Genomic DNA, 24409 nt, shown 5'->3' on the forward strand with positions numbered 1-24409 from the left:
CCCGCTTTCGGGGCCGCACCGGCTTGCATCACCCGGCGTCCGCTTCGCGCACCGCGCGTACGAACGCCGCCATCCGGGCGTGATCCTTCACGCCCTTCGCGCCCTCCACTTCGATGCCACTCGAGACATCGACAGCAAACGGACGCAACTGGCGGATCGCATCACCGACGTTTTGCGCGCTCAAGCCACCACTCAAAACGGCCCGATGCGCGAGCTCTGCGGGAATAAGAGACCAATCGAAGACCTTGCCGCTACCGCCGTAGTCCGGCACCAGGGTGTCGTACAGGAGGCCGCGCGCTTTCGAATAATGAAGAGCCGATTCTACCAAATCGGCCGGCTGCGTCGAGGGGCCGACGCGCACCGCGCGCAACCACGGCAGTCGCGCCGCACGGCCGAGGGCATCGCACTGCTCGGGCGTCTCGTCGCCGTGGAATTGCAGCACCGTGAGCGGCACGTCGCGCACCACCGCCTCGAGCTCGGCTTCGGTCGCGTTCACGAACAGCCCGACCACCGATACGAACGGAGGCGCAAGGCTGGCGAGCTCGGCCGCCTGCGCGATCGACACCGCGCGCGGGCTCTTCGGATAGAACACGAGACCGATCGCGTCGGCACCGAGCGCGGCCGCGTGCAGCACGTCCTCGGGGCGCGACAGCCCGCACAGCTTGATGCGCGTGCGCGGCGCGAGGCCGGCCGCGGCGGAAGTCGAAGAAGACATGGCGTGATCCGTCATGATTGCGGGTCCAGATCGGCCCAGACGCTGCTCCACGGCACGCTGCCGAGCTGCGCGGGCGGGACGGCGAATTCCGCCGGGTAGCCGACATGGGCGAGGTACAGCCCGTCGGCCATGAACGTGGGGGCGGCCAACGTGCGGTCGCGCCCGGCCAGCACCTCGGCGAGCCATTCCGCCGGGTAGCGGCCGCGCCCGACGGCGACGAGGCAGCCCATCAGGTTGCGCACCATGTGATGCAGGAACGCATTCGCGCGGAAGCGGAAATGAATGAAGTGGCCCGCGCGCCGCACGTCGATCTGGTACAGGTGTTTGACCGGCGTCTTCGACTGGCATTCCGACGACCGGAACGACGAGAAATCGTGTTCGCCGATCAGGTGCGCAGCGGCGGCGCGCATCGCGTCGTCGTCGAGCGGCGTGTGGATCCAGCCCGCGCGGCCGGCCAGCATCGGCGAGCGCACCGGGTGCACGTACAGCGCGTAGTAATAGGTGCGTTCGAACGCCGAGAAACGCGCGTGGAACGTGTCCGGCATCGGCTTCGCCCACTGCACGGACACGGTCGACGGCAGGAACGCGTTGGTGCCGCGCACCCACGAGAACACCTCGCGCTCGAGGTCCGTATCGAAATGCACGACCTGACCGAGTCCGTGCACGCCGGTATCGGTCCGCCCCGCCACCGTCGTGTGCAGCGGCACCCGAGCGAACTCGGCCAGCGCATGTTCGAGCCGATCCTGCACGGTCTTGCCGTGCGGCTGCGCCTGCCAGCCACAGAACGCGGCGCCGTCGTACTGAATCCCCAGCGCGATCCGCATCACGCCTGTTCCGCGAGTTTGGCGAGCAAGGCGCGCGCATCGTCGCGCGTCGCGGCGTCGTTCGCGTCGACCACTTCCTGCAGCAGCGTGCGTGCGCCGGACAGGTCGCCCAGTTCGACGTACTCGGACGCGAGATCCAGCTTGTTGCGCGCGATCCGCGCGAGCTCTTCCGGCGTCAGCGCGGGCAATGCGGCGCCCGGCGCGGACGGCAGGTCGAGATCGAAATCCAGCTTCAGCGCACCGAATTGCGCGCCGCCGAGCGGCGGCAGCGACGACGGCGCGGATACCCCACCCGCGTGAGGTGCGGGCGTTGCCGCATCCGGATCCCAGTCGAATTCATCCTCCTGGTCGGCCGAGTGTTCCGGTGACAGATCGCCCAAGCCAATCGGCGGGCGCGGCTCGAATTGACCGTTAGTTGCAATTTGCTCGCTTTCGGCGCGCCCTTCCTGCTCGGCCGGCTCGTCGGCCGTACGCGGCGGCAACGGCATGTCGAGGCTATTGAGCGCGCTGATCGCGTTCTGCATCAGCGCCGCATGCTGAGCGTCGTTCGTCGCCGGCGCTGCGGGCGCTGCGAGCGGCTCGTCCACGGCCGCTTCCGCGACGGGCTTCACGTCGCGCGAGACCGGCGCTGCATCGCTGCCGGGCGCGGCGGGCTCGGACGGTGCGTCTGCCTGCTCGTCATGCGGCTTCATCGTTTCCGATGGCGACGCGACCTCGGGTTCATGTGTTCCGAGCGTCTCCACCGCTGCGGCGGCGGCCGTGACCAGATTCACATCGGTGGCCGCGTCGCGGGCCACCGGCGTCTCGGGAAGGATCGGCGGCACCGGTTCGACGGGCGCGACGGGCAACGGCGATGCGTCGGCATCGGCACCAGCCGATCCACCGGATTCCGGGGCGCGCGCATCGGCTGGCCGCGCCTTCCGGCGCTTGCGCCATGCGAACCCGGCTGCGAGCACAACCACGGCGGCACCCGCCGCCGCGGCCGGACGCCAGTCGATCTGCTCCGAACCGCGCGCGGGTGCCGCAGTCGCCACCGGTACGGCCGGCTGCACGGGTGCCGATGCCGGCTGCGCCGCACTCGCGGCCGCAGCAGACGCCGCTTCGCTCGCGGCCGGCGACGACGCGGCGGCGGAGGCCCCTGCGTCATTTACGGCGGGGCGCGGCGCAGCAGGCGTCGGTACCGGCGCGGGCGCAACGTTGCTCGTCGTGGCCGGCTTGCCGATTCCGTGCTTCTGCAGCTCCATCAGCACGCGGTTCTTCAACGCCAGCAGTTGCTGCAGGCTCGACGGCCGCGGTTGCGACGCAGCCGCGACAGCGGCTGCAGCGGACGGTTCATGCATGCCTTGAGCCATGCCGCCCGGCGCGGGCTGGCCAGCGGCCTCGCTCGCGGACGACGGCGCGGACTGGATTGCACCGCTCCACACGTGCGGCCCGCTCGCGCCGGCCTCCGGCGCGGACGACGGAACGGTTCCGACCGTCGATGCGCCATGCACGGCGGACGCGCCGAGCGAAGCCGCCGCCCCTGCGGCGACTGCGACGCTCGCGCCACTCACCGGCGCCGCGTGCGCGACCGATGCGGTCGGCGTGATCGGCACGGCCGAGCCCGGATGCGGCGCCGACGCGCCATGCTGCACGGCTGCAGCGGCGGCCGCGCTCGATGCGGCAGGCGCAGCAGGCGCAGCGGAAGTTGCCGATGCGCCGGACGCACCCGCTGCTGCGGACGCACCGGCACGCACGAGTGGCGAACCCGTTGCGTCGAGCGCCGGCACCGTCAGCGTCGCGCCGACCCGCAGGCGGCTCGGGTCGCGCTTCATGAACGCCTGCGGATTGGCATCGAACAGCGCGCGACCGGCGCGCGCGAGCACGCCCGGGTCATGCGACTGCGTGGCCGCCTTCGCGAGATCGTTCAACGACTGGCCCGGCTGGACCGTCACCGTGAGCGGCGCGGGGCCGCCAGCGGCGGACGCCGGCAGTTCGCCGACAGCGGCGCCGGCCGCCCAGGCCGACGCGGCCGCGCCGAGCGCCAGGATCGCGAGTGCGCCACGCACGGCGCGCGACAGACGGGACTGACGCGGAAACAAGGAAATTCGGGACATCGTAGGCTCTATCGCCGCGCGCGGGCGCGGCTCGGATTCGCGTAGTGAAGCGTCAATAAAGTCGCCGCAGAAATGCAAAAGCGTCGCGCAAAACGCGACGCTTTCGGCGGCTCTGCGCGTCGTAACCGCATAGTTTACTTCACACGATCAGGTTCCGGCCGAATTCATCGGCGGCGGATGCGACGGTCGGTGCCCGCGCCCGTGCAGCAGTGCGACAGGTGACAGCTGGCACACCGGCCCGCGCCCCACGCAGCCACCTTCCGCCTGCCGGCCAGCACCCGTCAACAAAAAACGCCTGCCGCCCCGGGAAGGGCTGGCAGGCGTTTCGCGTCGCGCACCGATGGCGCGCAGCGCGGCCCGATCCTTACTTGTCGAGCAGGATGCGCAGCATGCGGCGCAGCGGCTCGGCCGCGCCCCACAGCAACTGGTCGCCGACCGTGAATGCCGACAGGTATTCGCCGCCCATCGCGAGCTTGCGCAGGCGGCCGACCGGCACCGTCAGCGTGCCGGTGATCTTCGCCGGCGACAGATCGCGCATCGATGCTTCACGCTCGTTCGGCACGACCTTCACCCAGTCGTTCGCCGATGCGAGGATGCCGTTGATTTCGTCGAGCGGGACGTCCTTCTTCAGCTTGATCGTCAGCGCCTGCGAGTGGCAGCGCATCGCGCCGATCCGCACGCACAGGCCGTCGACCGGGATCGAACCCGGCTCGCCCATTGCCGGCTTGCCGAGGATCTTGTTGGTTTCCGCGCCGCCCTTCCACTCTTCCTTCGACATCCCGTTGCCGAGATCCTTGTCGATCCACGGAATCAGCGAACCGGCGAGCGGCACGCCGAAATGGCTCGTCGGCATCGCATCGCTGTTCATCGTCGCGAGCACGCGACGGTCGATGTCGAGAATCGCGGAAGCGGGATCGGCGAGTTGTTCCTGCACCGAACCGTGCAGCGCGCCCATCTGCGACAGCAGCTCACGCATGTTCTGCGCGCCCGCGCCCGATGCGGCCTGGTACGTCATGGCCGTCATCCAGTCGACCAGGTTCTCGCGGAACAGGCCGCCGAGCGCCATCAGCATCAGGCTGACCGTGCAGTTGCCGCCGACGAAGTTCTTCGTGCCCTTGACGAGCGCGTCCTTGATCACGTCGAGGTTGACCGGATCGAGGATGATGACCGCGTCGTCCTTCATCCGCAGCGACGACGCCGCGTCGATCCAGTAGCCGTTCCAGCCGGCCGCGCGCAGCTTCGGAAACACGTCGTTCGTGTAGTCGCCGCCCTGGCACGTGATGATCACGTCGCACTTCTTCAGCTCGTCGACGTTGGTCGCGTCCTTGAGCGTGGTCTCGTTTTTCGCGAACGACGGCGCCTTGCCGCCCGTGTTGCTGGTGCTGAAAAACACCGGCTCGATCAGGTCGAAATCACCTTCTTCCTGCATGCGCTGCATCAGCACGCTGCCGACCATGCCGCGCCAACCTACGAGACCTACGTTCATGACTAACCCTTTGAATGGAGCTTCCCCGCCATTTCCGCCCCCGGCGTGACCGCGCGGGGAAACAGGCGGGCACGACGGACGATCAGCGTTTAATGATCGTTTTCGTGGTAATGGTTTTCGTGATGACGATGGCGCGCGTACCCACACGGGCAATGTTGCCGTGGAGTTTCAAGACCGGGGAGATCAGGGAAATCAGCGCCATCATTCGAGTCTACACAAAGCCGGTTGCCCGCACAACGGCCAACCGTGTGCGAACGAGCCGCGAACCGGCCAATTCAGCGGCCCGTTCGCGCCCTTTTCATCATCAACTGCCGTACCGCCTTGCCATACGCTTACAGCGCCGCGACCACCGCGTCGCCCATCGCCGCCGTGCCGACTTGCTTGCAACCCGGCGTCGCGATGTCGCCGGTGCGATAGCCTTGTTCGAGCACCGTTTTCACCGCACGCTCGATGCGATCGGCCTGCTCCGCGCGGTTCAGCGAATAGCGCAGCAGCATCGCGGCCGACAGGATCGTCGCCAGCGGGTTCGCGATGCCCTTGCCCGCGATGTCCGGCGCCGAACCGTGCGACGGCTCGTACAGGCCCTTGTTGTTCTTGTCGAGCGACGCCGACGGCAGCATGCCGATCGAGCCCGTCAGCATCGACGCTTCATCCGACAGAATGTCGCCGAACATGTTGCCCGTCACGATCACGTCGAACTGCTTCGGCGCCTTCGCGAGCTGCATCGCCGCGTTGTCGACGTACATGTGCGACAGCTCGACGTCCGCGTATTCCTTCGACACGTCGATCATGATGTCGCGCCAGAACTGCGACGTCTCCAGCACGTTCGACTTGTCGACCGACAGCAGCTTCTTCGCGCGCTTTTGCGCGGCCTGGAACGCGACGTGCGCGATGCGGCGCACTTCCGGTTCCGAATAGCGCATCGTGTCGAAGCCTTCGCGCGCGCCGGCGAACGGGCCGTCCGGTGCCGCACGCACGCCGCGCGGCTGGCCGAAGTAAATGTCGCCGTTCAACTCGCGCACGATCAGGATGTCGAGACCCGCGACCAGTTCGGCTTTAAGCGGCGACGCGTCGACGAGTTGCGGATAGCAGATCGCCGGGCGGAAGTTCGCGAACAACTCGAGATGCTTGCGCAGCCCGAGGATCGCCTGCTCGGGGCGCAGCGCGCGCTCGAGCGAGTCGTACTTCCAGTCGCCGACCGCGCCGAACAGGATCGCGTCTGCTTCCTTCGCGAGCGCAAGCGTCGCGTCCGGCAGTGGATGACCGCTGGCCTCGTAGCCCGCGCCGCCAACCGGCGCCTGCTCGAGTTCGAATTTTTCGCCAAGTGCGTTCAGCACCTTGACCGCTTCGTTGACGATTTCCGGACCGATGCCGTCGCCGGGCAGCACTGCAATCTTCATGCGTTATTCCTGACTGGGTAGAAGGTGGTGGCAGATCGGCGAGCGCGCGTCATGCGCGCCCGCCCGGAGGCAATCTCAGCCGACCAGCTTGTTGTTGAGCCACGGCTGCTTCGCGAGCCGTTCGGCTTCGAACTGGCGGATCTTGTCCGCGTGGCGCAGCGTGAGGCCGATGTCGTCGAAGCCGTTCAGCAGGCAGTACTTGCGGAACGCGGTGATCTCGAACGGATACTCGCGGCCGTCGCCCGTGCGCACGACCTGCGCGTCGAGGTCGACCGTCACCTCGAAGCCGTTGAACGCGACCGTCTCGTTGAACAGGTGATCGACCTGCTGCTCGGTCAGCACGATCGGCAACAGCCCGTTCTTGTAGCAGTTGTTGAAGAAGATGTCGGCGAAGCTCGGCGCGATGATCGCGCGGAAGCCGTACTGCTGCAGCGCCCACGGCGCGTGCTCGCGCGAGCTGCCGCAGCCGAAGTTCTTGCGGGCGAGCAGCACCGATGCGCCCTGGTAGCGCGGCTGGTTCAGCACGAAGTCTGGGTTCAGCGGGCGCTTCGAGTTGTCCTGGCCCGGCTCGCCGTGGTCGAGGTAACGCCATTCGTCGAACGCGTTCGGGCCGAAGCCCGTGCGCTTGATCGACTTCAGGAACTGCTTCGGGATGATCGCGTCGGTGTCGACGTTCTCGCGATCGAGCGGCGCCACGACGCCGGTATGCACATTGAATTTTTCCATGATCCGTCTATCCGGTTGAAGGGCCGGCAGTCAGCCGGCGCACATCGACAAATTCTCGACAGGCATCAATCCGCGGCGCGCTGGAGCGCGTTGCCGGCGGCGTTGACGTCCTCGCCGAAGCCTCGGACGGTATTGCAGCCCGCAAGGCCGAAGCCCAGCCCTGCGAGCGCCAGCGCGGCAACCAGCCGCGCGATGAGCTTCGATGCCGTCACGCGTTACCCCAGCTTGCGAATGTCGACGAAATGGCCTTCGATCGCCGCCGCCGCCGCCATCGCGGGGCTCACCAGGTGCGTGCGGCCGCCCGCGCCCTGCCGGCCTTCGAAGTTGCGGTTCGACGTCGAGGCGCAGCGCTCGCCCGGATCGAGCCGGTCGGCGTTCATCGCGAGGCACATCGAGCAGCCCGGTTCGCGCCATTCGAAGCCCGCATCCGTGAACACCTTGTCGAGCCCTTCGCGCTCGGCCTGCGCCTTCACGAGGCCCGAGCCCGGCACGACCATCGCGAGCCGCACGTTCGATGCGACGCGACGGTTCAGCTTCTTCACGACGTACGCGGCCGCGCGGATGTCCTCGATGCGTGCGTTCGTGCACGAACCGATGAAGATCTTGTCGACCTTGATCGACTCGATCGGCGTGTTCGGCTCGAGCGCCATGTAGGCCAGCGCGCGTTCCATCGCGTCGCGCTTGACCGGATCCTTCTCGCGCTCGGGATCCGGCACGCGACCGTCGATCGACGTGACCATTTCCGGCGACGTGCCCCACGTGACCTGCGGGACGATCTCGGCCGCGTTCAGCTCGACGACGCGGTCGAACTGCGCGCCTTCGTCGGACTTGAATTCGCGCCAGTACTCGATGGCCTGGTTCCACTCCGCGCCGGTCGGCACGAACGGGCGGCCCTGCAGGTAGTCGATCGTCGTGTCGTCGACGGCGACCATGCCCGCGCGCGCGCCGGCTTCGATCGCCATGTTGCAGACGGTCATCCGGCCTTCCATCGTCAGCGCGCGGATCGTCGAGCCGCCGAATTCGATCGCGTAGCCCGTGCCGCCTGCCGTGCCGATCTTGCCGATGATCGCGAGCACGATGTCCTTCGCGGTACAGCCGCGCGGCAGCGTGCCCTCGACCTTCACCAGCATGTTCTTGCTCTTTTTCTGCAGCAAGGTTTGCGTCGCGAGCACGTGCTCGACTTCCGACGTGCCGATGCCGTGCGCGAGCGCGCCGAACGCGCCATGCGTCGACGTGTGCGAATCGCCGCACACGATCGTCATGCCCGGCAGCGTCGCGCCCTGCTCCGGCCCGATGATGTGCACGATGCCCTGGCGCACGTCGTTCATCTTGAACTGCGTGATGCCGAACGCGTCGCAGTTCGCGTCGAGCGTGTCGACCTGCAGTTTCGAGACAGGATCGGCGATGCCGTGGCTGCGATCCGTGGTCGGGACGTTGTGGTCCGACACGGCCAGGTTCGCGCTGATGCGCCACACCGGGCGGTGCGCGACGTTCAGCCCTTCGAACGCCTGCGGGCTCGTGACTTCGTGCAGCAGCTGACGGTCGATGTAGAGCAATGCCGTGCCGTCGTCCTCGGTGTGGACGACGTGGGTATTCCACAGTTTGTCGTAGAGAGTCTGTGCCATGGGTATGCGGGGTCGTTGTGACTACAAGCCTTACTGGTGCGATCGATTATGCCACGCAGAATGCGCCGCGGCGCAGGCCCGACGAGAAAAAACCCATTAAAAACAGTGGTTTGGCTGGTAGTGCCAATACCTGTATCGGCATTACCAGCCAAATGGGACGCGCACCGGGCGCGCGCGCGCGGCGATCGCGACGTTCGCCCCGAGCCCGAATCCGGCATACGATGAAACGACGCACGTCCCCACGATCCGGACCTGGAGCCCACGACGATGAAGCTCGGCATCAACGAATCGCTCGCCCGCCTCGACGATGAAGGCACGCTGTTCACGACGCTGTTTCGCCACGGCACGCTCGACATCGAGCTGTACCGGCCGCGTGGCGAGGACCTGCAGGCGCCGCATACGCGTGACGAGGTCTACGTGATCGCGGCCGGCACGTCGCGGTTCGTCGTCGACGGGCGCGAATGCGGCATCGCGGCCGGCGACGTGCTGTTCGTCCCCGCATTCGCGGCGCACCGCTTCGTAGGCTTCTCCGACGACTTCTCGACCTGGGTGTTCTTCTACGGCCCCGAGGGCGGCGAGCGCGGCGAACCCGGCGCATGACGCGGCAAGCCCGGCACGTCCCGCACGATTTCCTAGACTGTCTATTCGCAACGGGCGGCACACGGCCGCCCTCCCCGCCATCACGATGCGGGCATTGCCTGACGCATCGACCGGACAGGAGCACTGCATGCGATACGAACTCCATTACTGGCCCGAGATCCAGGGCCGCGGCGAATACGTGCGGCTCGCGCTCGAGGCGGCCGAGGCCGACTATGTCGACGTCGCGCGCGAATCGGGGCGCGGCATGGGCGTGGCGGCGATGATGCGCCTGATGGACAGCACGAAGGCCGAATGCGTGCCGTTCGCGCCGCCGTTCCTGAAGGCCGGCGACGTGGTCGTCGGGCAGACCGCGAACATCCTGCTGTTTCTCGGCGCGCGGCTCGGGCTCGCGCCCGACGACGAAGCCGGACGGTTGTGGGTGCATCAACTCCAGCTGACCGTCGCCGATTTCGTCACCGAGATCCACGACACGCATCACCCGATCGGCAGCGGCCTTTACTACGAGGACCAGAAGGCCGAGGCCGCCGAGCGCGCAGCCGATTTCCTCGCGCATCGGCTGCCGAAGTTCCTCGGCTACTTCGATCGCGTGCTCGGGCAGAATCCGCACAAGAGCGGCTATATCGCCGGCAGCGCGCTCAGCTACGCAGACCTGTCGATGTTCCAGCTGATCGAAGGACTGCGTTATGCGTTCCCGAAGGCAATGAAGCGCGCCGAGCGCAAGGTCGCCGGGCTCGTCGGCCTGCACGACCGCGTCGCGGCGCATCCGCCCGTCGCGCGCTATCTCGCGTCGGCGCGCCGCATCCCGTTCAACGACATGGGGATCTTCCGGCACTACCCGGAGCTGGACAAGTAGCGGCGGCCCGGCATGCTGCCCGCCCGCGTCTCGTCATGCTCGCCGCGCCGGAGCCGGCTGCCTTGCGCAAGCCGGCCCCTTCCTGGGTATTTGCCGTCCGACGTTCAGCGCGGCGGCCCGTGCTGCGTGACGGCCGCATCGACGGCCTCGACCGAGCGCGTGAGCCACGGCCCGATATCCATCTCCTCATACCGCACGAGCCGGCTCTTGCGCACGCGGCGATACGCCCACCAGATCGCGACGAACAGCGGAATCCACACATAGATCGACAGCACTTCCATCCAGTCGATGCGGGCCGCGAAGAACGCCTGGTAGTCCTGCCCGAGCGAGATCACGATGCAGATCGCGATCGCGAACAGCGGCCCGAACGGGAACCACTTCGCGCGGTACGGCAACTGATCGAGCCGGTAGCCCTGCTTCAGGAAGCCCTTGCGGAACCGGTAATGGCAGACCGCGATACCGAGCCACGCGATGAAGCCGGTGATGCCGACCGTATTGAGCAGCCACAGATAGATGCGCTGGTTGTTGGTCAGCGACGTGAGGAAACACAGCCCGCCCACCGCCATCGTCGCGTACAGCGCGTTGCGCGGCACGCCGCCCGCCGACAGCGTCGCGAACATCGCGGGCGCACGGCCTTCCGCCGCGAGGTTGTACAGCATCCGCGTGGCCGCATACGTGCCGGAATTGCCGGCCGACAGCACGGCCGTCAGGATCACGAGATTCATCGCACCCGCCGCCAGCGGAAAACCCGCATGGCTGAATACGAGCGTGAACGGGCTGACGCCGATGTCGGTCACGTCGCTCTTCAGCAGGTTGGGATCGGTGTACGGCACCAGCAGGCCGATCACGAAGATCGCGAGTACGTAAAACAGCATGATCCGCCAGAAGATCTGCTTCACCGCGCGCGGGATCGTCTTGCGCGGATTTTCCGATTCGCCGGCCGTGATCCCGACCAGCTCGGTACCGAGAAACGAGAAACCCGCGATCAGCGCGACGCTCATCATCGCGTGCACGCCGCCGACGAACGGCGCGTCGCCCATCCGGAAGTTGCGCCAGCCGACCGGATGCCCGCTGCCGAGCAGGCCGGCCGCGATCAGCAGCCCCGCCGCGATGAACGCGATCACGGTGACGACCTTGATCAGCGAGAACCAGTATTCCGATTCGCCGAAGCCTCGCACGGACAACGTGTTCAGCAGAAAGATCAGCACGAGGAACCCGGCGCCCCACCACACGCCCGCCACGGCCGGAAACCAGTAGCGCATCACGATCTGCCCGGCGACCAGCTCGATCGCGATCGTCACGGCCCAGCTGTACCAGTAGGTCCAGCCGAGGGCGACGCCGAAGCCTTCGTCGACGTACTTCTCGCCGTAGATCGCGAACGAGCCCGACACCGGCATCAGCGCGGCCATCTCGCCGAGCCCGGTGACGACGAAATAGACCATCAGCCCGATCGCGACATACGCGGCGATCGCGCCGCCCGGCCCCGCCTGCGCGACCGACGCGCCCGACGCGACGAACAGCCCCGTGCCGATCGAGCCGCCGATCGCGATCATCGCGATGTGGCGGCTCTGCAGCCGGCGCTTGAGCGCCGTCCCGGACGGCGCAGCCGTTTCCGCTGCCGCTTGCAAAGCATCCATAGTGTTCACCCTGATTGGATTGGGGCCACTCGAATTGATTCGGAATACCAATCGATAGACCCGGTTATTCGCGTCGAAAACCAGTCCTGCCCGCCAGGCCACGCGTCCGCCGCCACCGGCCCGGACGCGCACGGCCGCGTCAGACGACGCCGCGCTTGATCGCCTGCAGCTCGGCCGTCGTCACGATCTTCTCGATCCGGAATCGCGGGCTTTCCAGCCACACGTTCGCGATCCGCCGGTACTCGTCGAGATCCTCGCACGCGAGCCGCACGAGAAAATCGAACGTGCCGCTGACGAGCCAGCAATCGAGCACCGCCGGGTTGTTCCGCATCTCGTCCTCGAACGGCGCCTGCGACCGCCCGTGATCGGCCAGCACGATCTGCGCGATCACGACGATCGGCTTGGTCGCGCGCGGCGCCTTGATCACCGCGCGATAGCCTTCGATCACGCCGAGCGCTTCGAGGCGCTCCACGCGCGCCTGGCACGGACGCGGCGTGAGGTTCACGCGCTCCGACAGCTTCCGGTACGAAATCCGGCCGTCGGTGCGCAGGATGTCGAGGATCCGGAGATCGATCTTGTCGAGCTGCATCTTCTTGTCGGTCATCCGCGTTCGCTCCGGTCGGGTCGTGGCTCGTGCGCGGCGTGTCTCCTCCGGTGCCGCGCGGGGCCACATTATCCGGCCGAAGCGGCCGCGCGCCAATCGGCTAGAACCGCAGCGACAGGCAGGTCAGGCCGCCGTCCATCTTGCGGAACTCGCTCGTGTCGATCACGTGCAGCGGCAGCCCGAGCGACTGAATCGCATCGTGCACGCGCGGATAGCCTGCCGGCGTGATCAGCGTGCCGTTCACGCGCAGCGTGTTGCCCGCGTATTCGTCGGCGGCCGAGATCGCGATCCGGCGATAGTCGGCGAACGCCGGATGCGCGGCCAGCGCGTCGGTCACGAGCAGCGTGTCGTCGTCCAGCGCGTTGACGACCGACTTCAGGTGCAGGCCAGCGCCGACCGGCACGGCGACGACAGAATAGCCATAGCGCGACACCAGCGATTCGAACGCGGCAATGCCTGCGGCGTCGGTACGGCCCGTCAGGCCGATGTAGAAATGCTTGCCGACCAGCATCACGTCGCCGCCGTCGAGACGGCCGTCCTGCATCGGCAGCAGGTCGCGATGCGCGCCGAGCGCCGCTTCGATGTGCACCGTCTCGCCCCGCCGCGCGGGAGCGCCCGGTCGCGTGATGACCGCGAATTCGGGCGTGACGACGGCGACGTCCTCGACGAAATGCGAATCGGGAAACGCGTCCAGCGGCGGCAACTCGGTCAGCGCGACGCCGAGCCCGCGCAGCGCATCGCAGTATGCGTGGAATTGCGTGAGCGTCTTGTCGTAGTCGGGCACGCCGAGCGTGGCGGTGGTGAGACCCGCGCCACAGGACGGCGCGGGACGGCGAACGATCGCTTGCGTGAATTGCATCGACTTCTCCATGGTCACGCTGCCCCCGTGCGGCGCACGGGGCAGCTGCGTTGTGTCCGGACCATTATCGGAAGCCAAATTGCGCAATTCGCGTCGATTTCGGGTACGCCCGCAGCCGATTGCGTCGAATTGCGGACCGGATGCAGCGGAATCGGCAGACAGGCGGCAGCGGCGGCACGAACAGCTTTACGGGGCCGGCACGGCCGCACCAATGAAAACACCCCGGCGGGATAACCCACCGGGGTGTCGAGGCGTTGCGCTTGCCGGACGCGAGCGGCCTCGCGGCCGTTCGCGCCACGCACGACTTAACGTGCGTTGAGCGGCTTCGCTTCGCGCGGCGTGTTGCCGATGAACAGCTGACGCGGACGGCCGATCTTCTGCTCCGGATCCGCAATCATTTCGTTCCACTGTGCGATCCAGCCGACCGTACGTGCCATCGCGAAGATACACGTGAACATCGACGTCGGGATGCCCAGCGCGCGCTGAACGATGCCCGAGTAGAAGTCGACGTTCGGGTACAGCTTGCGCGACACGAAGTATTCATCTTCCAGCGCGATCTTCTCGAGCTGCATCGCGAGCTTGAACAGCGGGTCGTCGTGCAGGCCCAGCTCGTTCAGCACTTCGTAGCACGTTTCGCGCATCAGCTTCGCACGCGGGTCGTAGTTCTTGTACACGCGGTGACCGAAGCCCATCAGCTTCACGCCCGAATTCTTGTCCTTCACCTGCTTGATGAATTCGGGGATGTTGTCCGGCGAACCGATCTGCTCGAGCATGTTCAGCGCGGCTTCGTTCGCACCACCGTGCGCCGGGCCCCACAGACACGCGATACCGGCTGCGATACACGCGAACGGGTTCGCGCCCGACGAGCCGGCCAGGCGGACGGTCGACGTCGATGCGTTCTGCTCGTGATCGGCGTGCAGGATCAGGATGCGGTCGAGCGCGCGGACGAGCACGTCGTTGACCTTGTACTCTTCGCACGGGTTCGAGAACATCATGTGCATGAAGTTCGCGCTGTACGACAGTTCGTTCTTCGGATAGACGAACGGCTGGCCGATGCTGAACTTGTACGCCATCGCGACGAGCGTCGGCAGCTTTGCGATCATGCGGATCGCCGACACTTCGCGGTGACGCGGGTCGTTGATGTCGAGCGAGTCATGATAGAACGCCGACAGCGCGCCGACTGCAGCGACCAGCACCGCCATCGGGTGCGCGTCGCGGCGGAAGCCACGGAAGAAGAAGTGCATCTGCTCGTGCACCATCGTGTGCTTCGTGACGGTGTCGACGAATTCCTTCTTTTGCGCGGCGTTCGGCAGTTCGCCCTTCAGCAGCAGGTAGCAGGACTCGAGGAAGTCGGCGTTCTGCGCGAGGTTGTCGATCGGGTAGCCGCGGTACAGCAGTTCGCCCTTGTCGCCGTCGATGTACGTGATCGCCGAATTACAAGCTGCCGTCGACATGAAGCCCGGGTCGTAAGTGAACTTGCCGGTTTGGCCGTACAGCTTGCGGATGTCGATCACGTCCGGGCCCATCGTGCCCTTGTAGATCGGCATTTCGACGCTCGGCGAGTTGTCGCTGAACGATAGCGTGGCTTTAACATCAGACGGAGTCATGGCACATCCTCAATCGAAAATAGAAACGGGATTCGATAACGGGCGCAGCGCGTTACACCTTGGCGTTACACGTTGCGCAGCATCTCCAACAGCCGGTGAATGTCCGGGCTGTCTAGGTCGCCCTCTGGTTCCTTGCGCGCGAGGAGCAAGTCCATCAGGTCGTTGTCGCTCAGATCGAGCAGGCGCGACAACGCGCCTACGTCTGCATCGGTGAGGTCATGCTCGTATCTGCTGAAGAAACGCTCGAATACGATGTCGTTTTCCAGCAGACCCCGCCGCGCNGGCGGTGCGGGTCGGATTGATGCGAATCGTCGCTCATCGCAAAGACACCCGCAGGGCCGCCCCAAGGGTGTCGACGCCCCCTCGGGGGGCAGCGAACAAAGTGAGCTTGGGGGTCATCATGTTAAACCGCGCGGCGAACCATCAGTTCCTTGATCTTGCCGATCGCCTTCGTCGGGTTCAGGCCCTTCGGGCAAACGTCGACGCAGTTCATGATCGTGTGGCAACGGAACAGACGGTACGGGTCTTCCAGGTTGTCGAGACGCTCGCCGGTGGCGGTGTCGCGGCTATCCGCGATGAAGCGGTAAGCCTGCAGCAGGCCGGCCGGGCCGACGAACTTGTCCGGGTTCCACCAGAAGCTCGGGCACGACGTCGAGCAGCTCGCGCACAGAATGCACTCGTACACGCCGTCGAGCTCGTCGCGTTCTTCCGGCGACTGGAGGCGTTCCTTCTCCGGCGGCGGCGCGTCGTTGATCAGGTACGGCTTGATCGAGTGATACTGGTTGAAGAAGTGCGTCATGTCGACAATCATGTCGCGCACGACGGGCAGGCCCGGCAGCGGGCGCAGCACGATCTTCTGCGGCAGGTCGTTCAGGTTCGTCAGGCACGCGAGACCGTTCTTGCCGTTGATGTTCATCGCGTCCGAACCGCACACGCCTTCACGGCACGAGCGGCGGAACGACAGCGTCTCGTCCATTGCCTTCAGCTTGACCAGTGCGTCGAGCAGCATGCGCTCATGCTGGATCTCGAGCTCGTACGTCTGCATGCGCGGCGCCGCGTCCTTGTCCGGATCGTAGCGGTAGACTTCAAAAATGCGTTTTGCCATTTCGGATTCCTTTGACTCGGCTTAGAACGTGCGCGGCTTCGGCGGCACGGATTCGACCGTCAGCGGCTTCATTTGAACCGGCTTGTAGTCGAGGCGATCGCCTTCGCTGTACCACAGCGTGTGGCGCAGCCAGTTGTCGTCGTCGCGGTGCTCGTAGTCGCTGTGAGCGTGCGCGCCACGGCTTTCCTTGCGCGCTTCCGCCGAGACCATCGTCGCGCGGGCGACTTCGATCAGGTTCTCCAGCTCGAGCGCTTCGACGCGCGCGGTGTTGAACACCTTCGACTTGTCCTTCAGGTGGATGTTCTCCACGCGGGCCTTCAGGCCAGCCATCTCGTCGACGCCTTCCTTCAGCAGTTTCGACGTGCGGAACACGCCTGCATGCTTCTGCATCGTCGAGCGGATGTCGTTCGCGACGTCCTGCGTGTACTCGCCCGAGCTCGACTTCTCGAGCTTCGCCAGGCGCGCCAGCGAGAATTCGCCTGCATCGGCCGGCAGCGGCTTGTGTTCCTTCTGGTTCTTCACGTGCTCGACGATGTGGTTGCCGGCCGCACGGCCGAACACCACGAGGTCCAGCAGCGAGTTCGTGCCGAGGCGGTTCGCGCCGTGCACGGACACGCACGAGCATTCGCCCACTGCGTAGAAGCCGTTGACCGGATCCTTGTGGCCGCGCGACGTGCCGACGACCTGACCATGGATGTTGGTCGGAATGCCGCCCATCTGGTAATGGATCGTCGGGACGACCGGGATCGGTTCCTTGATCGCGTCGACGTTCGCGAACTTCAGCGCGATTTCGCGGATCGACGGCAGACGCTTCATGATCGTCTCGGCGCCGATGTGCGACAGGTCGAGCAGCACGTGATCCTTGTTCGGACCGACGCCGCGACCTTCCTTGATTTCCTGGTCCATCGAACGCGACACGAAGTCACGCGGCGCCAGATCCTTCAGCGTCGGCGCGTAGCGCTCCATGAAACGCTCGCCGTTCGCGTTGCGCAGGATACCGCCTTCGCCGCGCACGCCTTCGGTGATCAGCACGCCCGCGCCGGCCACGCCGGTCGGGTGGAACTGCCAGAACTCCATGTCCTGCAGCGCGATGCCCGAGCGGGCAGCCATGCCGAGGCCGTCGCCGGTGTTGATGAACGCGTTCGTCGATGCCGCGAAGATCCGGCCCGCGCCGCCCGTCGCGAACAGCGTCGTCTTGCCTTCCATGATGTAGACGTCGCCCGTCTCCATCTCGAGGGCGGTCACGCCGAGCACGTCGCCATCGGCGTCGCGGATCAGGTCGAGCGCCATCCATTCGACGAAGAACTGCGTCTTCGCTTCGACGTTCTGCTGGTACAGCGTGTGCAGCAGCGCGTGACCGGTACGGTCGGCGGCCGCGCAAGCGCGCTGGACCGGCTTCTCGCCGTAGTTCGCGGTGTGGCCGCCGAACGGACGCTGGTAGATCGTGCCGTCCGCGTTACGGTCGAACGGCATGCCGAAGTGTTCCAGCTCGTACACGACGTTCGGTGCTTCGCGGCACATGAACTCGATCGCGTCCTGGTCGCCGAGCCAGTCGGAACCCTTGATCGTGTCGTAGAAGTGGAAGTGCCAGTTGTCTTCGCTCATGTTGCCGAGCGACGCACCGATGCCGCCCTGTGCGGCCACCGTATGCGAACGGGTCGGGAACACCTTCGACAGCACGCCGACCGACAGGCCCGCGCGCGACAGTTGCAGCGCTGCGCGCAAGCCCGAGCCGCCCGCGCCGACGATCACCACGTCGAACTTGCGGCGCGGCAGGGAAGTTTTGATTGCAGCCATTCTTTACACTCTCCAGAGAATCTGCGCGGCGTAGCCCGCACATGCGAGCAGCCAGACGATGGTCAGCGATTGCAGCAGCAGGCGCACACCGACGGGCTTCACGTAGTCCATCCAGATGTCGCGCACGCCGACCCATGCGTGGTAGAAGAGGGAAAGCAGCGTCACGAAGGTCGCGAGCTTCATCCATTGCGCGGAGAAGATCGACGCCCAGCCTTCGTACGAGAAGTCATGCGCGCCGAAGAACAGGACGAGCAGAATGACCGTGTAGACCGCCATGATCGTGGCGGTGACGCGCTGCGCGAGCCAGTCGCGCAGGCCGTAGTGAGCGCCGACGACGAGGCGCTTCGAGCCGATTCGGTTGTTGGCTGCCATTTTCTTAGAATGCTCCGAACAGTTTGAGTGCCATGGCGATCGTCAGCGCGATCGAGACGACAAAGACGACGACTGCCGTCCGCTTGCCGCCTTCCTTCGTGACGGCGTCATGGTTGACGTCCATCAGCAGGTGGCGAATGCCGGCGCAGAAATGGTGGAAGAAGGCCCAGGACAGCGCGAGGACGATCAGCTTGACGACGATGTTGGAAAGGAAAGCCTTGAAGACTTCGAAGCTGAGCTCGGAGGTGAGGCTCTGGTCGAAGAGGAACAGCAGGAACGGCAGGAACAGGAACAGCAGCGCACCGCTGACTCGATGGAGGATCGACAATATCGCCGCCAAGGGCATGCGATATTTCATCGTGATATCGCCGAATCCGATGTTCCGGTATTCCGGCCTCGGCTTTCTTACTGCGTCAGTCATGCTAGACCCCTACTATGTTGTCACACTAATCCGCAATTTTAGCGCCTTTTTATATCGCGCTGCAGCGAAAGTCTGCTTTGGATCGTTACGCGAACGAGAATAAAGGCGGCCCGAAACGTGCTGCGCGAACACGGGAAACGCGCACGCACGCTGCTTGTGCCGATACGTGGTCAGCTCAAGTCATTCTGATAGTAGTACCCGGTTGTGACATACCATCCCCGCCGCACTTCCACCGGCCGGTCTCCATAGGTATAGGACACGCGCTCGACCGACAGCAATGGAAAACCCGCCGGCACGTGCAGCAGGTCGGCAACCGCCGGCTCCGCCGCCACGGCGCGAATCTTCTCCGTCGCGCGGATCATCCGCGTGCCGAACTCCGTCTCGAACATCGCGTAGAGCGGTCCCTTGTACTCGCTCAGCCGCTCGAACGTGAGCCCGCGGAACATCGCACCCGGCAGCCAGATCTCGTCGAGCACCGTCACTTCGTTCTCGAACTCCAGCAGGCGACGCACCTGCACGACCGGGTCGGCCGGCTTCAGGTCGAGCTGGCGCGCGATCTCGGCCGGCGCGCGCAGGCGCCGGCATTCGAGCAGGCGGCTCACGTGCGGGTGCTCGGCACCGTCGTCGGCCAGCAGACGCAGAAAGCGGAACTGCGCGCGATCCTCGTTGTGCGTCGCAACAAACGTGCCCTTGCCCTGGCGGCGCACCACGAGGTTTTCGGCGGCCAGTTCGTCGATTGCCTTGCGAACGGTGCCCTGGCTGACCTTGTAGCGGGCCGCGAGCTCCACTTCGCTCGGGATGATCTCGCCCGGCTTCCATTCACCGGTTTCGAGACTTTGCGTGATCAATGACTTGATCTGCTGGTATAACGGACTGAAAGTCGGCGACGGCGAAGCAGCAGGTGCCGGCACGGAATCGCCCGCGCCCGGCTGCCCTGGGCCGCCTGCGCCGGTTGGATTCGCGTTATTCGCCTGGTTCGATGTCATGGCGCGCATTTCATCACAAACCGCGCTTTTCCGTCCACTCAAATTCCGCAAAACATCTGTCTTATATAAGACATATGATACCGTTTGACTTTGGGCCCGTCGGCTCCTACACTCCGGGGCGAGCAAGGGTTCGCGGGTGCAAAACGCGTCCCCGGCTACGTGCCACGGCCGTCTCCAGGTTCACCGCGTCTGCCTTTCGCGAGTCCTCCGCCCTGCTTCAATGCAACGCTACGCGTAACGCGCATAGAATGGCGTTTTGCCTAGCGTCCACCGCTTCACCCGTCCTGGAGATTTTCAATGGCTAAGCCCGCAAAGCGCGTTGCCGTCACCGGCGCCGCAGGTCAAATCGCTTACTCCCTGCTGTTCCGCATCGCGAACGGCGACCTGCTCGGCAAGGACCAGCCGGTCATCCTTCAACTGCTCGACCTCCCGCAAGCCCAAGGCGCCGTCAAAGGCGTCGTGATGGAACTCGACGATTGCGCGTTCCCGCTGCTCGCGGGCGTCGTGATCACCGACGATCCGAAGGTTGCATTCAAGGATGCAGACGTCGCGCTGCTGGTCGGTGCACGTCCGCGCTCGAAGGGCATGGAGCGCAAGGACCTGCTGTCGGCGAACGCCGAGATCTTCACGGTCCAGGGCGCCGCGCTGAACGAAGTCGCAAGCCGCGACGTGAAGGTGCTGGTCGTCGGCAACCCGGCGAACACCAACGCGTACATCGCGATGAAGTCGGCACCGGACCTGCCGAAGAAGAACTTCACGGCGATGCTGCGCCTCGACCACAACCGCGCGCTGTCGCAACTGGCAGCGAAGGCAGGCAAGCCGGTCGCATCGATCGAGAAGCTCGCCGTGTGGGGCAACCACTCGCCGACGATGTACCCCGACTTCCGCTTCGCGACCGTCGAAGGCGAGTCGCTGCTGAAGCTGATCAACGACGACGTGTGGAACCGCGACACGTTCATCCCGACCGTCGGCAAGCGCGGCGCGGCGATCATCGAAGCGCGCGGCCTGTCGTCGGCAGCGTCGGCAGCCAATGCGGCAATCGACCACGTGCGTGACTGGGTCCTCGGCACGAACGGCAAGTGGGTCACGATGGGCATCCCGTCGGACGGCTCGTACGGCATCCCCGAAGACATCATCTACGGTGTGCCGGTCGTCTGCGAAAACGGCGAGTACAAGCGCATCGAAGGCCTGGAAATCGACGCGTTCTCGCGCGAGAAGATGGACGGCACGCTGGCCGAGCTGCTCGAAGAGCGCGACGGCGTCGCCCACCTGCTGAAGAACTAAGCAGGCTGCAGGGCCGGGCCGCCTCCGGGCGGGCCGGTCACGGCACGGGCGGCGGGCCGGCAGCCGGCCCCGCCGCCCGATCCGATCCGCGCACGTTTTGCCGCCACCCGCGCCCCGCGCGCCGGCCCAGAACGTGCGCGAATCCGATTTTCTCCATCCACGTTGCCCGCTTCCTTGACGTAGAAGAGATGTCCGCGCTCACTCCTGCACAAGTGCTGTACGACGGGGCGTCCCCGCCCGCGATCCTGCCCTGCTGCGATCACTACGCGGGCAGCGAGAAGCTGATCCGCAAGTCGCTCGCGCTCCAGGCCGAACTCGGTCCCGTGTTCGACATCACGCTCGACTGCGAGGACGGCGCGGCCGTCGGCCAGGAAGCCGCGCACGCGCAGCTCGTCGCCGAGTGCCTCGGCAGCGCCGACAACCGCTTCGGGCGGGTCGGCGTACGCATCCACGACTTTTCCCATCCCCATTGGCGCGACGACGTGCGCATCGTGCTGCGCGCCGCGCGCGCACCGGCCTACGTCACGCTGCCGAAAATCGCGAGCGCCGCCGACGCGACCGAGATGGTCGCGTTCATCGAAGGCACGCGCCGCGAGCTGGGCCTCGCGCAGCCGATCCCGGTCGACGTGCTGGTCGAGACGCATGGCGCGCTCGCGCAGGCGGCCGCGCTCGCCGCGCTGCCGCTGGTCGGCACGCTGAGCTTCGGGCTGATGGACTTCGTGTCGGCCCACCACGGCGCGATTCCCGATACGGCGATGCGCTCGCCCGGCCAGTTCGACCACCCGCTCGTGCGCCGCGCGAAGCTGGAAATCGCCGCGGCCTGCCACGCGCACGGCAAGACGCCGTCGCACAACGTGACTACCGAAGTGCGCGACATGGCCATCGTCGCCGGCGATGCCCGCCGCGCGCGCGACGAGTTCGCGTTCACGCGGATGTGGAGCATCCATCCCGCGCAGATCCGCCCGATCGTCGACGCATTCGCGCCGCGCACCGATGAAGTCGCCCTGGCCGCGGAAATCCTGCTGGCCGCTCAGGCCGCCGACTGGGGCCCGACGCGCCACGGCGATACGCTGCACGACCGCGCGAGCTACCGCTATTACTGGTCGGTGCTGCGCCGTGCGAAGGCGACCGGCCAGCCGGTGCCGGCCGAGGCCGCGCCGCTGTTCGGCCCGGCCGCCGCGGGAGACGCGCCGTGAGCGCGCCGACACACGCATTTCATCGAATCCCCGGAGCGTGAACCCGAGACAGGTTTGCGAAACGACAAAAAACGTAACGGAGCCTGAAAACCTGAAATATGCGCGGCCAAATAGGTGAAAATAGCGGCCGCTGCGCGCTTCCGGAGCGCGTGCAGTTTCAAACCGGCCGGCGGTTCTGGCTGCCGGCCCTTGTCAACTGATAATCGAAAGGTTCTGACTCCATGAAGAAACTCCTGATCGCTACCGCCATCGGCGCGTTGTCCGCCACGATGCTGGTGTCGGCTCCGAGCGCGTTCGCCCAGGGCACGGCAACGACCGCGAAGAAGACGGCCAAGCGCCCGGCTCCGGCCAAGCGCATCATCCCGCGCAGCAAGAAGGCCCAGGCACGTGCCGCGGCCAAGGTCGATCCGGTGCCGGACGGCGCGGTCAAGTGGGCGTGCAAGGACGGTCTGTCGTTCGACCTCGCCGGCGACATGAAGCGTGACCAGCTCGTCACGGTTCACTGGGCGAAGAAGAACTACAAGCTGCCGCGTCAGGCCACGACCACGGGCGCCGACACGTTCTACGATCCGGCCAACGGCTTCAAGCTGATCGTGATCCCGACCAAGGCGATGCTGTTCAGCGACGCGAACGGCGGCGAGCGTCTCGCCGACGAATGCGTGACGCCGGAAATGGCACAAGGCGGCGCGGCGCCGACGCAGTCGAACGAGCTGAAGCCGGCAACGAACTAAGCGCGTTCCCAGACCCTCGATGTCCGCCCCGGTCTCCAACGTCCGCCCCGCGCCGGATTCGGTACTCGTCGATATCGTCGACTACGTGCTGAACACCGGCATCGACAGCGCGCTCGCGCTGGAGACGGCGCGTCATTGCCTGATCGACACGCTCGGATGCGGACTCGAGGCGCTGTCCTACCCTGCCTGCACCAAGCTGCTCGGCCCCGTCGTGCCCGGCACGATCGTGCCGAACGGCGCGAAGGTGCCCGGCACGTCGTTCCAGCTCGATCCCGTCCAGGCCGCTTTCGACATCGGCGCGATGATCCGCTGGCTGGACTTCAACGACACCTGGCTCGCGGCCGAATGGGGTCATCCGTCCGACAACCTCGGCGGGATCCTGGCGACGGCCGACTGGCTGTCCCGCACGGCCGTCGCGGCCGGCCGGCAGCCGCTTGCGATGCGCGACGTACTCGTCGCGATGATCCAGGCCCACGAGATCCAGGGCTGCCTCGCCCTCGAGAATTCGTTCAACGCGGTCGGGCTCGACCACGTGCTGCTCGTCAAGGTGGCGTCGACGGCCGTCGTCGGCCGCCTGCTCGGGCTCACCAGCGACGAGCTGATCAACGCGGTGTCCAACGCGTTCGTCGACGGTCAATCGCTGCGCACCTACCGCCACGCGCCGAACACCGGTTCGCGAAAGTCGTGGGCGGCCGGCGACGCGACGTCCCGCGCGGTGCGCCTCGCGCTGATCGCGAAAACCGGCGAGATGGGCTATCCGTCGGCGCTCACCGCGAAAACCTGGGGTTTCTACGATGTGCTGTTCGACGGGCAGCCGTTCCGCTTCCAGCGCCCGTACGGCACGTACGTGATGGAGAACGTGCTGTTCAAGATCGCGTTCCCCGCCGAATTCCATGCGCAGACGGCCGCCGAGGCCGCGCTGCAGCTGCATGCGCAGCTCGCCGCGGCGGGTCGCACGACCGACGAGATCAGCCGGATCACGATCCGCACGCACGCGGCCGCGATCCGCATCATCGACAAGCAGGGCCCGCTCGCCAATCCGGCCGATCGCGACCACTGCATCCAGTACATGGTCGCCGTGCCGCTGTTGTTCGGCCGGCTGACCGCGGCCGACTATGAGGATTCGGTCGCCGCCGATCCCCGCATCGATGCGCTGCGCGCGAAAACCGTGTGCGTCGAGGATCCGCAATTCACGAAGGATTACCATGACCCGGCGAAGCGCTCGATCGCGAATGCACTGACGATCGAATTCGCGGACGGATCAAAGCTTGCCGAAGTCGCGGTCGAATACCCGATCGGCCATCAGCGACGCCGTGCGGACGGCATCCCGCTCCTGGTCGAGAAATTCCGGACCAACCTCGCCCGCCGTTTCCCGGCAAAGCAGCAACAAGCGATTCTCGACGTGTCGCTGGACCAGGCAAAGCTCGAAGCGATGCCGGTCGATGAGTACGTCGACTTGTATGTGATATAGCCGTCAGATACGAG

Annotated in this window: 24 protein-coding genes and 1 pseudogene; 6 read left to right on the forward strand and 19 right to left on the reverse strand. The window is 66.1% G+C overall.

Annotation, left to right across the window (positions count from 1 at the left end; translation table 11 throughout):
• Positions 1 to 28: 28 nt before the first annotated feature.
• The 9 genes from ACTJKF_RS00615 to leuC form a co-directional block, all read right to left on the reverse strand.
• On the reverse strand, positions 29 to 730 hold the full coding sequence (locus ACTJKF_RS00615) for a phosphoribosylanthranilate isomerase (RefSeq protein WP_440621823.1): 702 nt from the start codon (positions 728 to 730) through the stop codon (positions 29 to 31).
• The gene (gene truA, locus ACTJKF_RS00620) at positions 727 to 1539 is read right to left on the reverse strand and encodes a tRNA pseudouridine(38-40) synthase TruA (protein ID WP_440621606.1); all 813 of its coding nucleotides are present in this window, start codon (positions 1537 to 1539) and stop codon (positions 727 to 729) included. The genes ACTJKF_RS00615 and truA overlap by 4 nt, the downstream gene beginning before the upstream one ends.
• Positions 1539 to 3635: a FimV/HubP family polar landmark protein gene (locus ACTJKF_RS00625; protein ID WP_440621607.1), complete on the reverse strand. Its 2097-nt coding sequence runs from the start codon at positions 3633 to 3635 to the stop codon at positions 1539 to 1541. The genes truA and ACTJKF_RS00625 overlap by 1 nt, the downstream gene beginning before the upstream one ends.
• A gap of 364 nt (positions 3636 to 3999) precedes the next feature.
• Complete coding sequence (gene asd, locus ACTJKF_RS00630) at positions 4000 to 5121, reverse strand: aspartate-semialdehyde dehydrogenase (RefSeq protein ID WP_440621608.1); 1122 nt, start codon at positions 5119 to 5121, stop codon at positions 4000 to 4002.
• Between the two features lie 82 nt (positions 5122 to 5203).
• On the reverse strand, positions 5204 to 5323 hold the full coding sequence (locus ACTJKF_RS00635) for a 3-isopropylmalate dehydrogenase (protein ID WP_082089636.1): 120 nt from the start codon (positions 5321 to 5323) through the stop codon (positions 5204 to 5206).
• 130 nt (positions 5324 to 5453) lie between these two features.
• Positions 5454 to 6521: a 3-isopropylmalate dehydrogenase gene (gene leuB, locus ACTJKF_RS00640; RefSeq protein WP_440621609.1), complete on the reverse strand. Its 1068-nt coding sequence runs from the start codon at positions 6519 to 6521 to the stop codon at positions 5454 to 5456.
• A 75-nt stretch (positions 6522 to 6596) separates the two neighbouring features.
• On the reverse strand, positions 6597 to 7247 hold the full coding sequence (gene leuD, locus ACTJKF_RS00645) for a 3-isopropylmalate dehydratase small subunit (protein ID WP_440621610.1): 651 nt from the start codon (positions 7245 to 7247) through the stop codon (positions 6597 to 6599).
• Between the two features lie 65 nt (positions 7248 to 7312).
• Positions 7313 to 7459, reverse strand: coding sequence for an entericidin A/B family lipoprotein (locus tag ACTJKF_RS00650; protein WP_039319030.1), 147 nt, complete (start codon positions 7457 to 7459; stop codon positions 7313 to 7315).
• Between the two features lie 3 nt (positions 7460 to 7462).
• Positions 7463 to 8872: a 3-isopropylmalate dehydratase large subunit gene (gene leuC, locus ACTJKF_RS00655; protein WP_440621612.1), complete on the reverse strand. Its 1410-nt coding sequence runs from the start codon at positions 8870 to 8872 to the stop codon at positions 7463 to 7465.
• A gap of 267 nt (positions 8873 to 9139) precedes the next feature.
• Here leuC and ACTJKF_RS00660 point away from each other — a divergent pair, with 267 nt between their 5' ends.
• Positions 9140 to 9472, forward strand: coding sequence for a cupin domain-containing protein (locus tag ACTJKF_RS00660; RefSeq protein ID WP_440621613.1), 333 nt, complete (start codon positions 9140 to 9142; stop codon positions 9470 to 9472).
• A gap of 127 nt (positions 9473 to 9599) precedes the next feature.
• Positions 9600 to 10325, forward strand: coding sequence for a glutathione S-transferase (locus ACTJKF_RS00665; RefSeq protein ID WP_440621614.1), 726 nt, complete (start codon positions 9600 to 9602; stop codon positions 10323 to 10325).
• A gap of 104 nt (positions 10326 to 10429) precedes the next feature.
• On the opposite strand, the gene ACTJKF_RS00670 is transcribed toward ACTJKF_RS00665, so the two are convergent.
• The 10 genes and pseudogenes from ACTJKF_RS00670 to ACTJKF_RS00715 all read right to left on the reverse strand — a co-directional run bounded on the left by ACTJKF_RS00670 (position 10430) and on the right by ACTJKF_RS00715 (position 19722).
• Complete coding sequence (locus tag ACTJKF_RS00670; protein WP_440621615.1) at positions 10430 to 11962, reverse strand: amino acid permease; 1533 nt, start codon at positions 11960 to 11962, stop codon at positions 10430 to 10432.
• Between the two features lie 139 nt (positions 11963 to 12101).
• Entirely contained in the window at positions 12102 to 12566 is a 465-nt protein-coding gene (locus ACTJKF_RS00675; protein WP_440621616.1) for an Lrp/AsnC family transcriptional regulator, read from the reverse strand.
• A gap of 100 nt (positions 12567 to 12666) precedes the next feature.
• Positions 12667 to 13425, reverse strand: a complete 759-nt coding sequence (locus ACTJKF_RS00680) for a dimethylarginine dimethylaminohydrolase family protein (protein WP_440621617.1) — start codon at positions 13423 to 13425, stop codon at positions 12667 to 12669.
• A 305-nt stretch (positions 13426 to 13730) separates the two neighbouring features.
• Entirely contained in the window at positions 13731 to 15032 is a 1302-nt protein-coding gene (gene gltA / locus ACTJKF_RS00685; protein ID WP_440621618.1) for a citrate synthase, read from the reverse strand.
• Positions 15033 to 15097: 65 nt separating this feature from the next.
• A pseudogene (locus ACTJKF_RS00690) lies at positions 15098 to 15351 on the reverse strand (succinate dehydrogenase assembly factor 2).
• Positions 15352 to 15435: 84 nt separating this feature from the next.
• Positions 15436 to 16137, reverse strand: coding sequence for a succinate dehydrogenase iron-sulfur subunit (locus ACTJKF_RS00695; RefSeq protein WP_440621619.1), 702 nt, complete (start codon positions 16135 to 16137; stop codon positions 15436 to 15438).
• A 21-nt stretch (positions 16138 to 16158) separates the two neighbouring features.
• On the reverse strand, positions 16159 to 17934 hold the full coding sequence (sdhA, locus tag ACTJKF_RS00700) for a succinate dehydrogenase flavoprotein subunit (RefSeq protein WP_440621620.1): 1776 nt from the start codon (positions 17932 to 17934) through the stop codon (positions 16159 to 16161).
• 3 nt (positions 17935 to 17937) lie between these two features.
• Positions 17938 to 18306: a succinate dehydrogenase, hydrophobic membrane anchor protein gene (gene sdhD, locus ACTJKF_RS00705; RefSeq protein WP_006399546.1), complete on the reverse strand. Its 369-nt coding sequence runs from the start codon at positions 18304 to 18306 to the stop codon at positions 17938 to 17940.
• A gap of 4 nt (positions 18307 to 18310) precedes the next feature.
• Complete coding sequence (gene sdhC, locus ACTJKF_RS00710; RefSeq protein WP_012493208.1) at positions 18311 to 18727, reverse strand: succinate dehydrogenase, cytochrome b556 subunit; 417 nt, start codon at positions 18725 to 18727, stop codon at positions 18311 to 18313.
• A gap of 170 nt (positions 18728 to 18897) precedes the next feature.
• Positions 18898 to 19722 (reverse strand): GntR family transcriptional regulator, encoded by an 825-nt coding sequence (locus tag ACTJKF_RS00715; protein ID WP_440621621.1) that lies wholly within the window; start codon positions 19720 to 19722, stop codon positions 18898 to 18900.
• A 288-nt stretch (positions 19723 to 20010) separates the two neighbouring features.
• On the opposite strand from ACTJKF_RS00715, the gene ACTJKF_RS00720 reads away from it, so the two are divergent.
• The 4 genes from ACTJKF_RS00720 (at position 20011) to ACTJKF_RS00735 (ending at position 24395) form a co-directional block, all read left to right on the forward strand.
• Positions 20011 to 20997, forward strand: a complete 987-nt coding sequence (locus ACTJKF_RS00720; RefSeq protein ID WP_440621622.1) for a malate dehydrogenase — start codon at positions 20011 to 20013, stop codon at positions 20995 to 20997.
• Between the two features lie 188 nt (positions 20998 to 21185).
• On the forward strand, positions 21186 to 22193 hold the full coding sequence (locus tag ACTJKF_RS00725; protein ID WP_440621623.1) for an HpcH/HpaI aldolase/citrate lyase family protein: 1008 nt from the start codon (positions 21186 to 21188) through the stop codon (positions 22191 to 22193).
• Positions 22194 to 22414: 221 nt separating this feature from the next.
• Entirely contained in the window at positions 22415 to 22924 is a 510-nt protein-coding gene (locus ACTJKF_RS00730; protein WP_440621624.1) for a hypothetical protein, read from the forward strand.
• Between the two features lie 19 nt (positions 22925 to 22943).
• Positions 22944 to 24395: a bifunctional 2-methylcitrate dehydratase/aconitate hydratase gene (locus ACTJKF_RS00735; RefSeq protein ID WP_440621625.1), complete on the forward strand. Its 1452-nt coding sequence runs from the start codon at positions 22944 to 22946 to the stop codon at positions 24393 to 24395.
• Positions 24396 to 24409: the final 14 nt, after the last annotated feature.

The sequence above is a fragment of the Burkholderia sp. 22313 genome (genome assembly GCF_052045245.1).
Taxonomy (GTDB): domain Bacteria; phylum Pseudomonadota; class Gammaproteobacteria; order Burkholderiales; family Burkholderiaceae; genus Burkholderia.

Excerpts from the sequence above, each read along its gene's own strand:
- ACTJKF_RS00615 (WP_440621823.1), bottom strand. The coding sequence starts at position 730 with ATGACGGATCACGCCATGTCTTCTTCGACTTCCGCCGCGGCCGGCCTC.
- truA (WP_440621606.1), bottom strand. The coding sequence starts at position 1,539 with ATGCGGATCGCGCTGGGGATTCAGTACGACGGCGCCGCGTTCTGTGGC.
- ACTJKF_RS00625 (WP_440621607.1), bottom strand. The coding sequence starts at position 3,635 with ATGTCCCGAATTTCCTTGTTTCCGCGTCAGTCCCGTCTGTCGCGCGCC.
- asd (WP_440621608.1), bottom strand. The coding sequence starts at position 5,121 with ATGAACGTAGGTCTCGTAGGTTGGCGCGGCATGGTCGGCAGCGTGCTG.
- ACTJKF_RS00635 (WP_082089636.1), bottom strand. The coding sequence starts at position 5,323 with ATGGCGCTGATTTCCCTGATCTCCCCGGTCTTGAAACTCCACGGCAAC.
- leuB (WP_440621609.1), bottom strand. The coding sequence starts at position 6,521 with ATGAAGATTGCAGTGCTGCCCGGCGACGGCATCGGTCCGGAAATCGTC.
- leuD (WP_440621610.1), bottom strand. The coding sequence starts at position 7,247 with ATGGAAAAATTCAATGTGCATACCGGCGTCGTGGCGCCGCTCGATCGC.
- leuC (WP_440621612.1), bottom strand. The coding sequence starts at position 8,872 with ATGGCACAGACTCTCTACGACAAACTGTGGAATACCCACGTCGTCCAC.
- ACTJKF_RS00660 (WP_440621613.1), top strand. The coding sequence starts at position 9,140 with ATGAAGCTCGGCATCAACGAATCGCTCGCCCGCCTCGACGATGAAGGC.
- ACTJKF_RS00665 (WP_440621614.1), top strand. The coding sequence starts at position 9,600 with ATGCGATACGAACTCCATTACTGGCCCGAGATCCAGGGCCGCGGCGAA.
- ACTJKF_RS00670 (WP_440621615.1), bottom strand. The coding sequence starts at position 11,962 with ATGGATGCTTTGCAAGCGGCAGCGGAAACGGCTGCGCCGTCCGGGACG.
- ACTJKF_RS00675 (WP_440621616.1), bottom strand. The coding sequence starts at position 12,566 with ATGACCGACAAGAAGATGCAGCTCGACAAGATCGATCTCCGGATCCTC.
- ACTJKF_RS00680 (WP_440621617.1), bottom strand. The coding sequence starts at position 13,425 with ATGCAATTCACGCAAGCGATCGTTCGCCGTCCCGCGCCGTCCTGTGGC.
- gltA (WP_440621618.1), bottom strand. The coding sequence starts at position 15,032 with ATGACTCCGTCTGATGTTAAAGCCACGCTATCGTTCAGCGACAACTCG.
- ACTJKF_RS00695 (WP_440621619.1), bottom strand. The coding sequence starts at position 16,137 with ATGGCAAAACGCATTTTTGAAGTCTACCGCTACGATCCGGACAAGGAC.
- sdhA (WP_440621620.1), bottom strand. The coding sequence starts at position 17,934 with ATGGCTGCAATCAAAACTTCCCTGCCGCGCCGCAAGTTCGACGTGGTG.
- sdhD (WP_006399546.1), bottom strand. The coding sequence starts at position 18,306 with ATGGCAGCCAACAACCGAATCGGCTCGAAGCGCCTCGTCGTCGGCGCT.
- sdhC (WP_012493208.1), bottom strand. The coding sequence starts at position 18,727 with ATGACTGACGCAGTAAGAAAGCCGAGGCCGGAATACCGGAACATCGGA.
- ACTJKF_RS00715 (WP_440621621.1), bottom strand. The coding sequence starts at position 19,722 with ATGCGCGCCATGACATCGAACCAGGCGAATAACGCGAATCCAACCGGC.
- ACTJKF_RS00720 (WP_440621622.1), top strand. The coding sequence starts at position 20,011 with ATGGCTAAGCCCGCAAAGCGCGTTGCCGTCACCGGCGCCGCAGGTCAA.
- ACTJKF_RS00725 (WP_440621623.1), top strand. The coding sequence starts at position 21,186 with ATGTCCGCGCTCACTCCTGCACAAGTGCTGTACGACGGGGCGTCCCCG.
- ACTJKF_RS00730 (WP_440621624.1), top strand. The coding sequence starts at position 22,415 with ATGAAGAAACTCCTGATCGCTACCGCCATCGGCGCGTTGTCCGCCACG.
- ACTJKF_RS00735 (WP_440621625.1), top strand. The coding sequence starts at position 22,944 with ATGTCCGCCCCGGTCTCCAACGTCCGCCCCGCGCCGGATTCGGTACTC.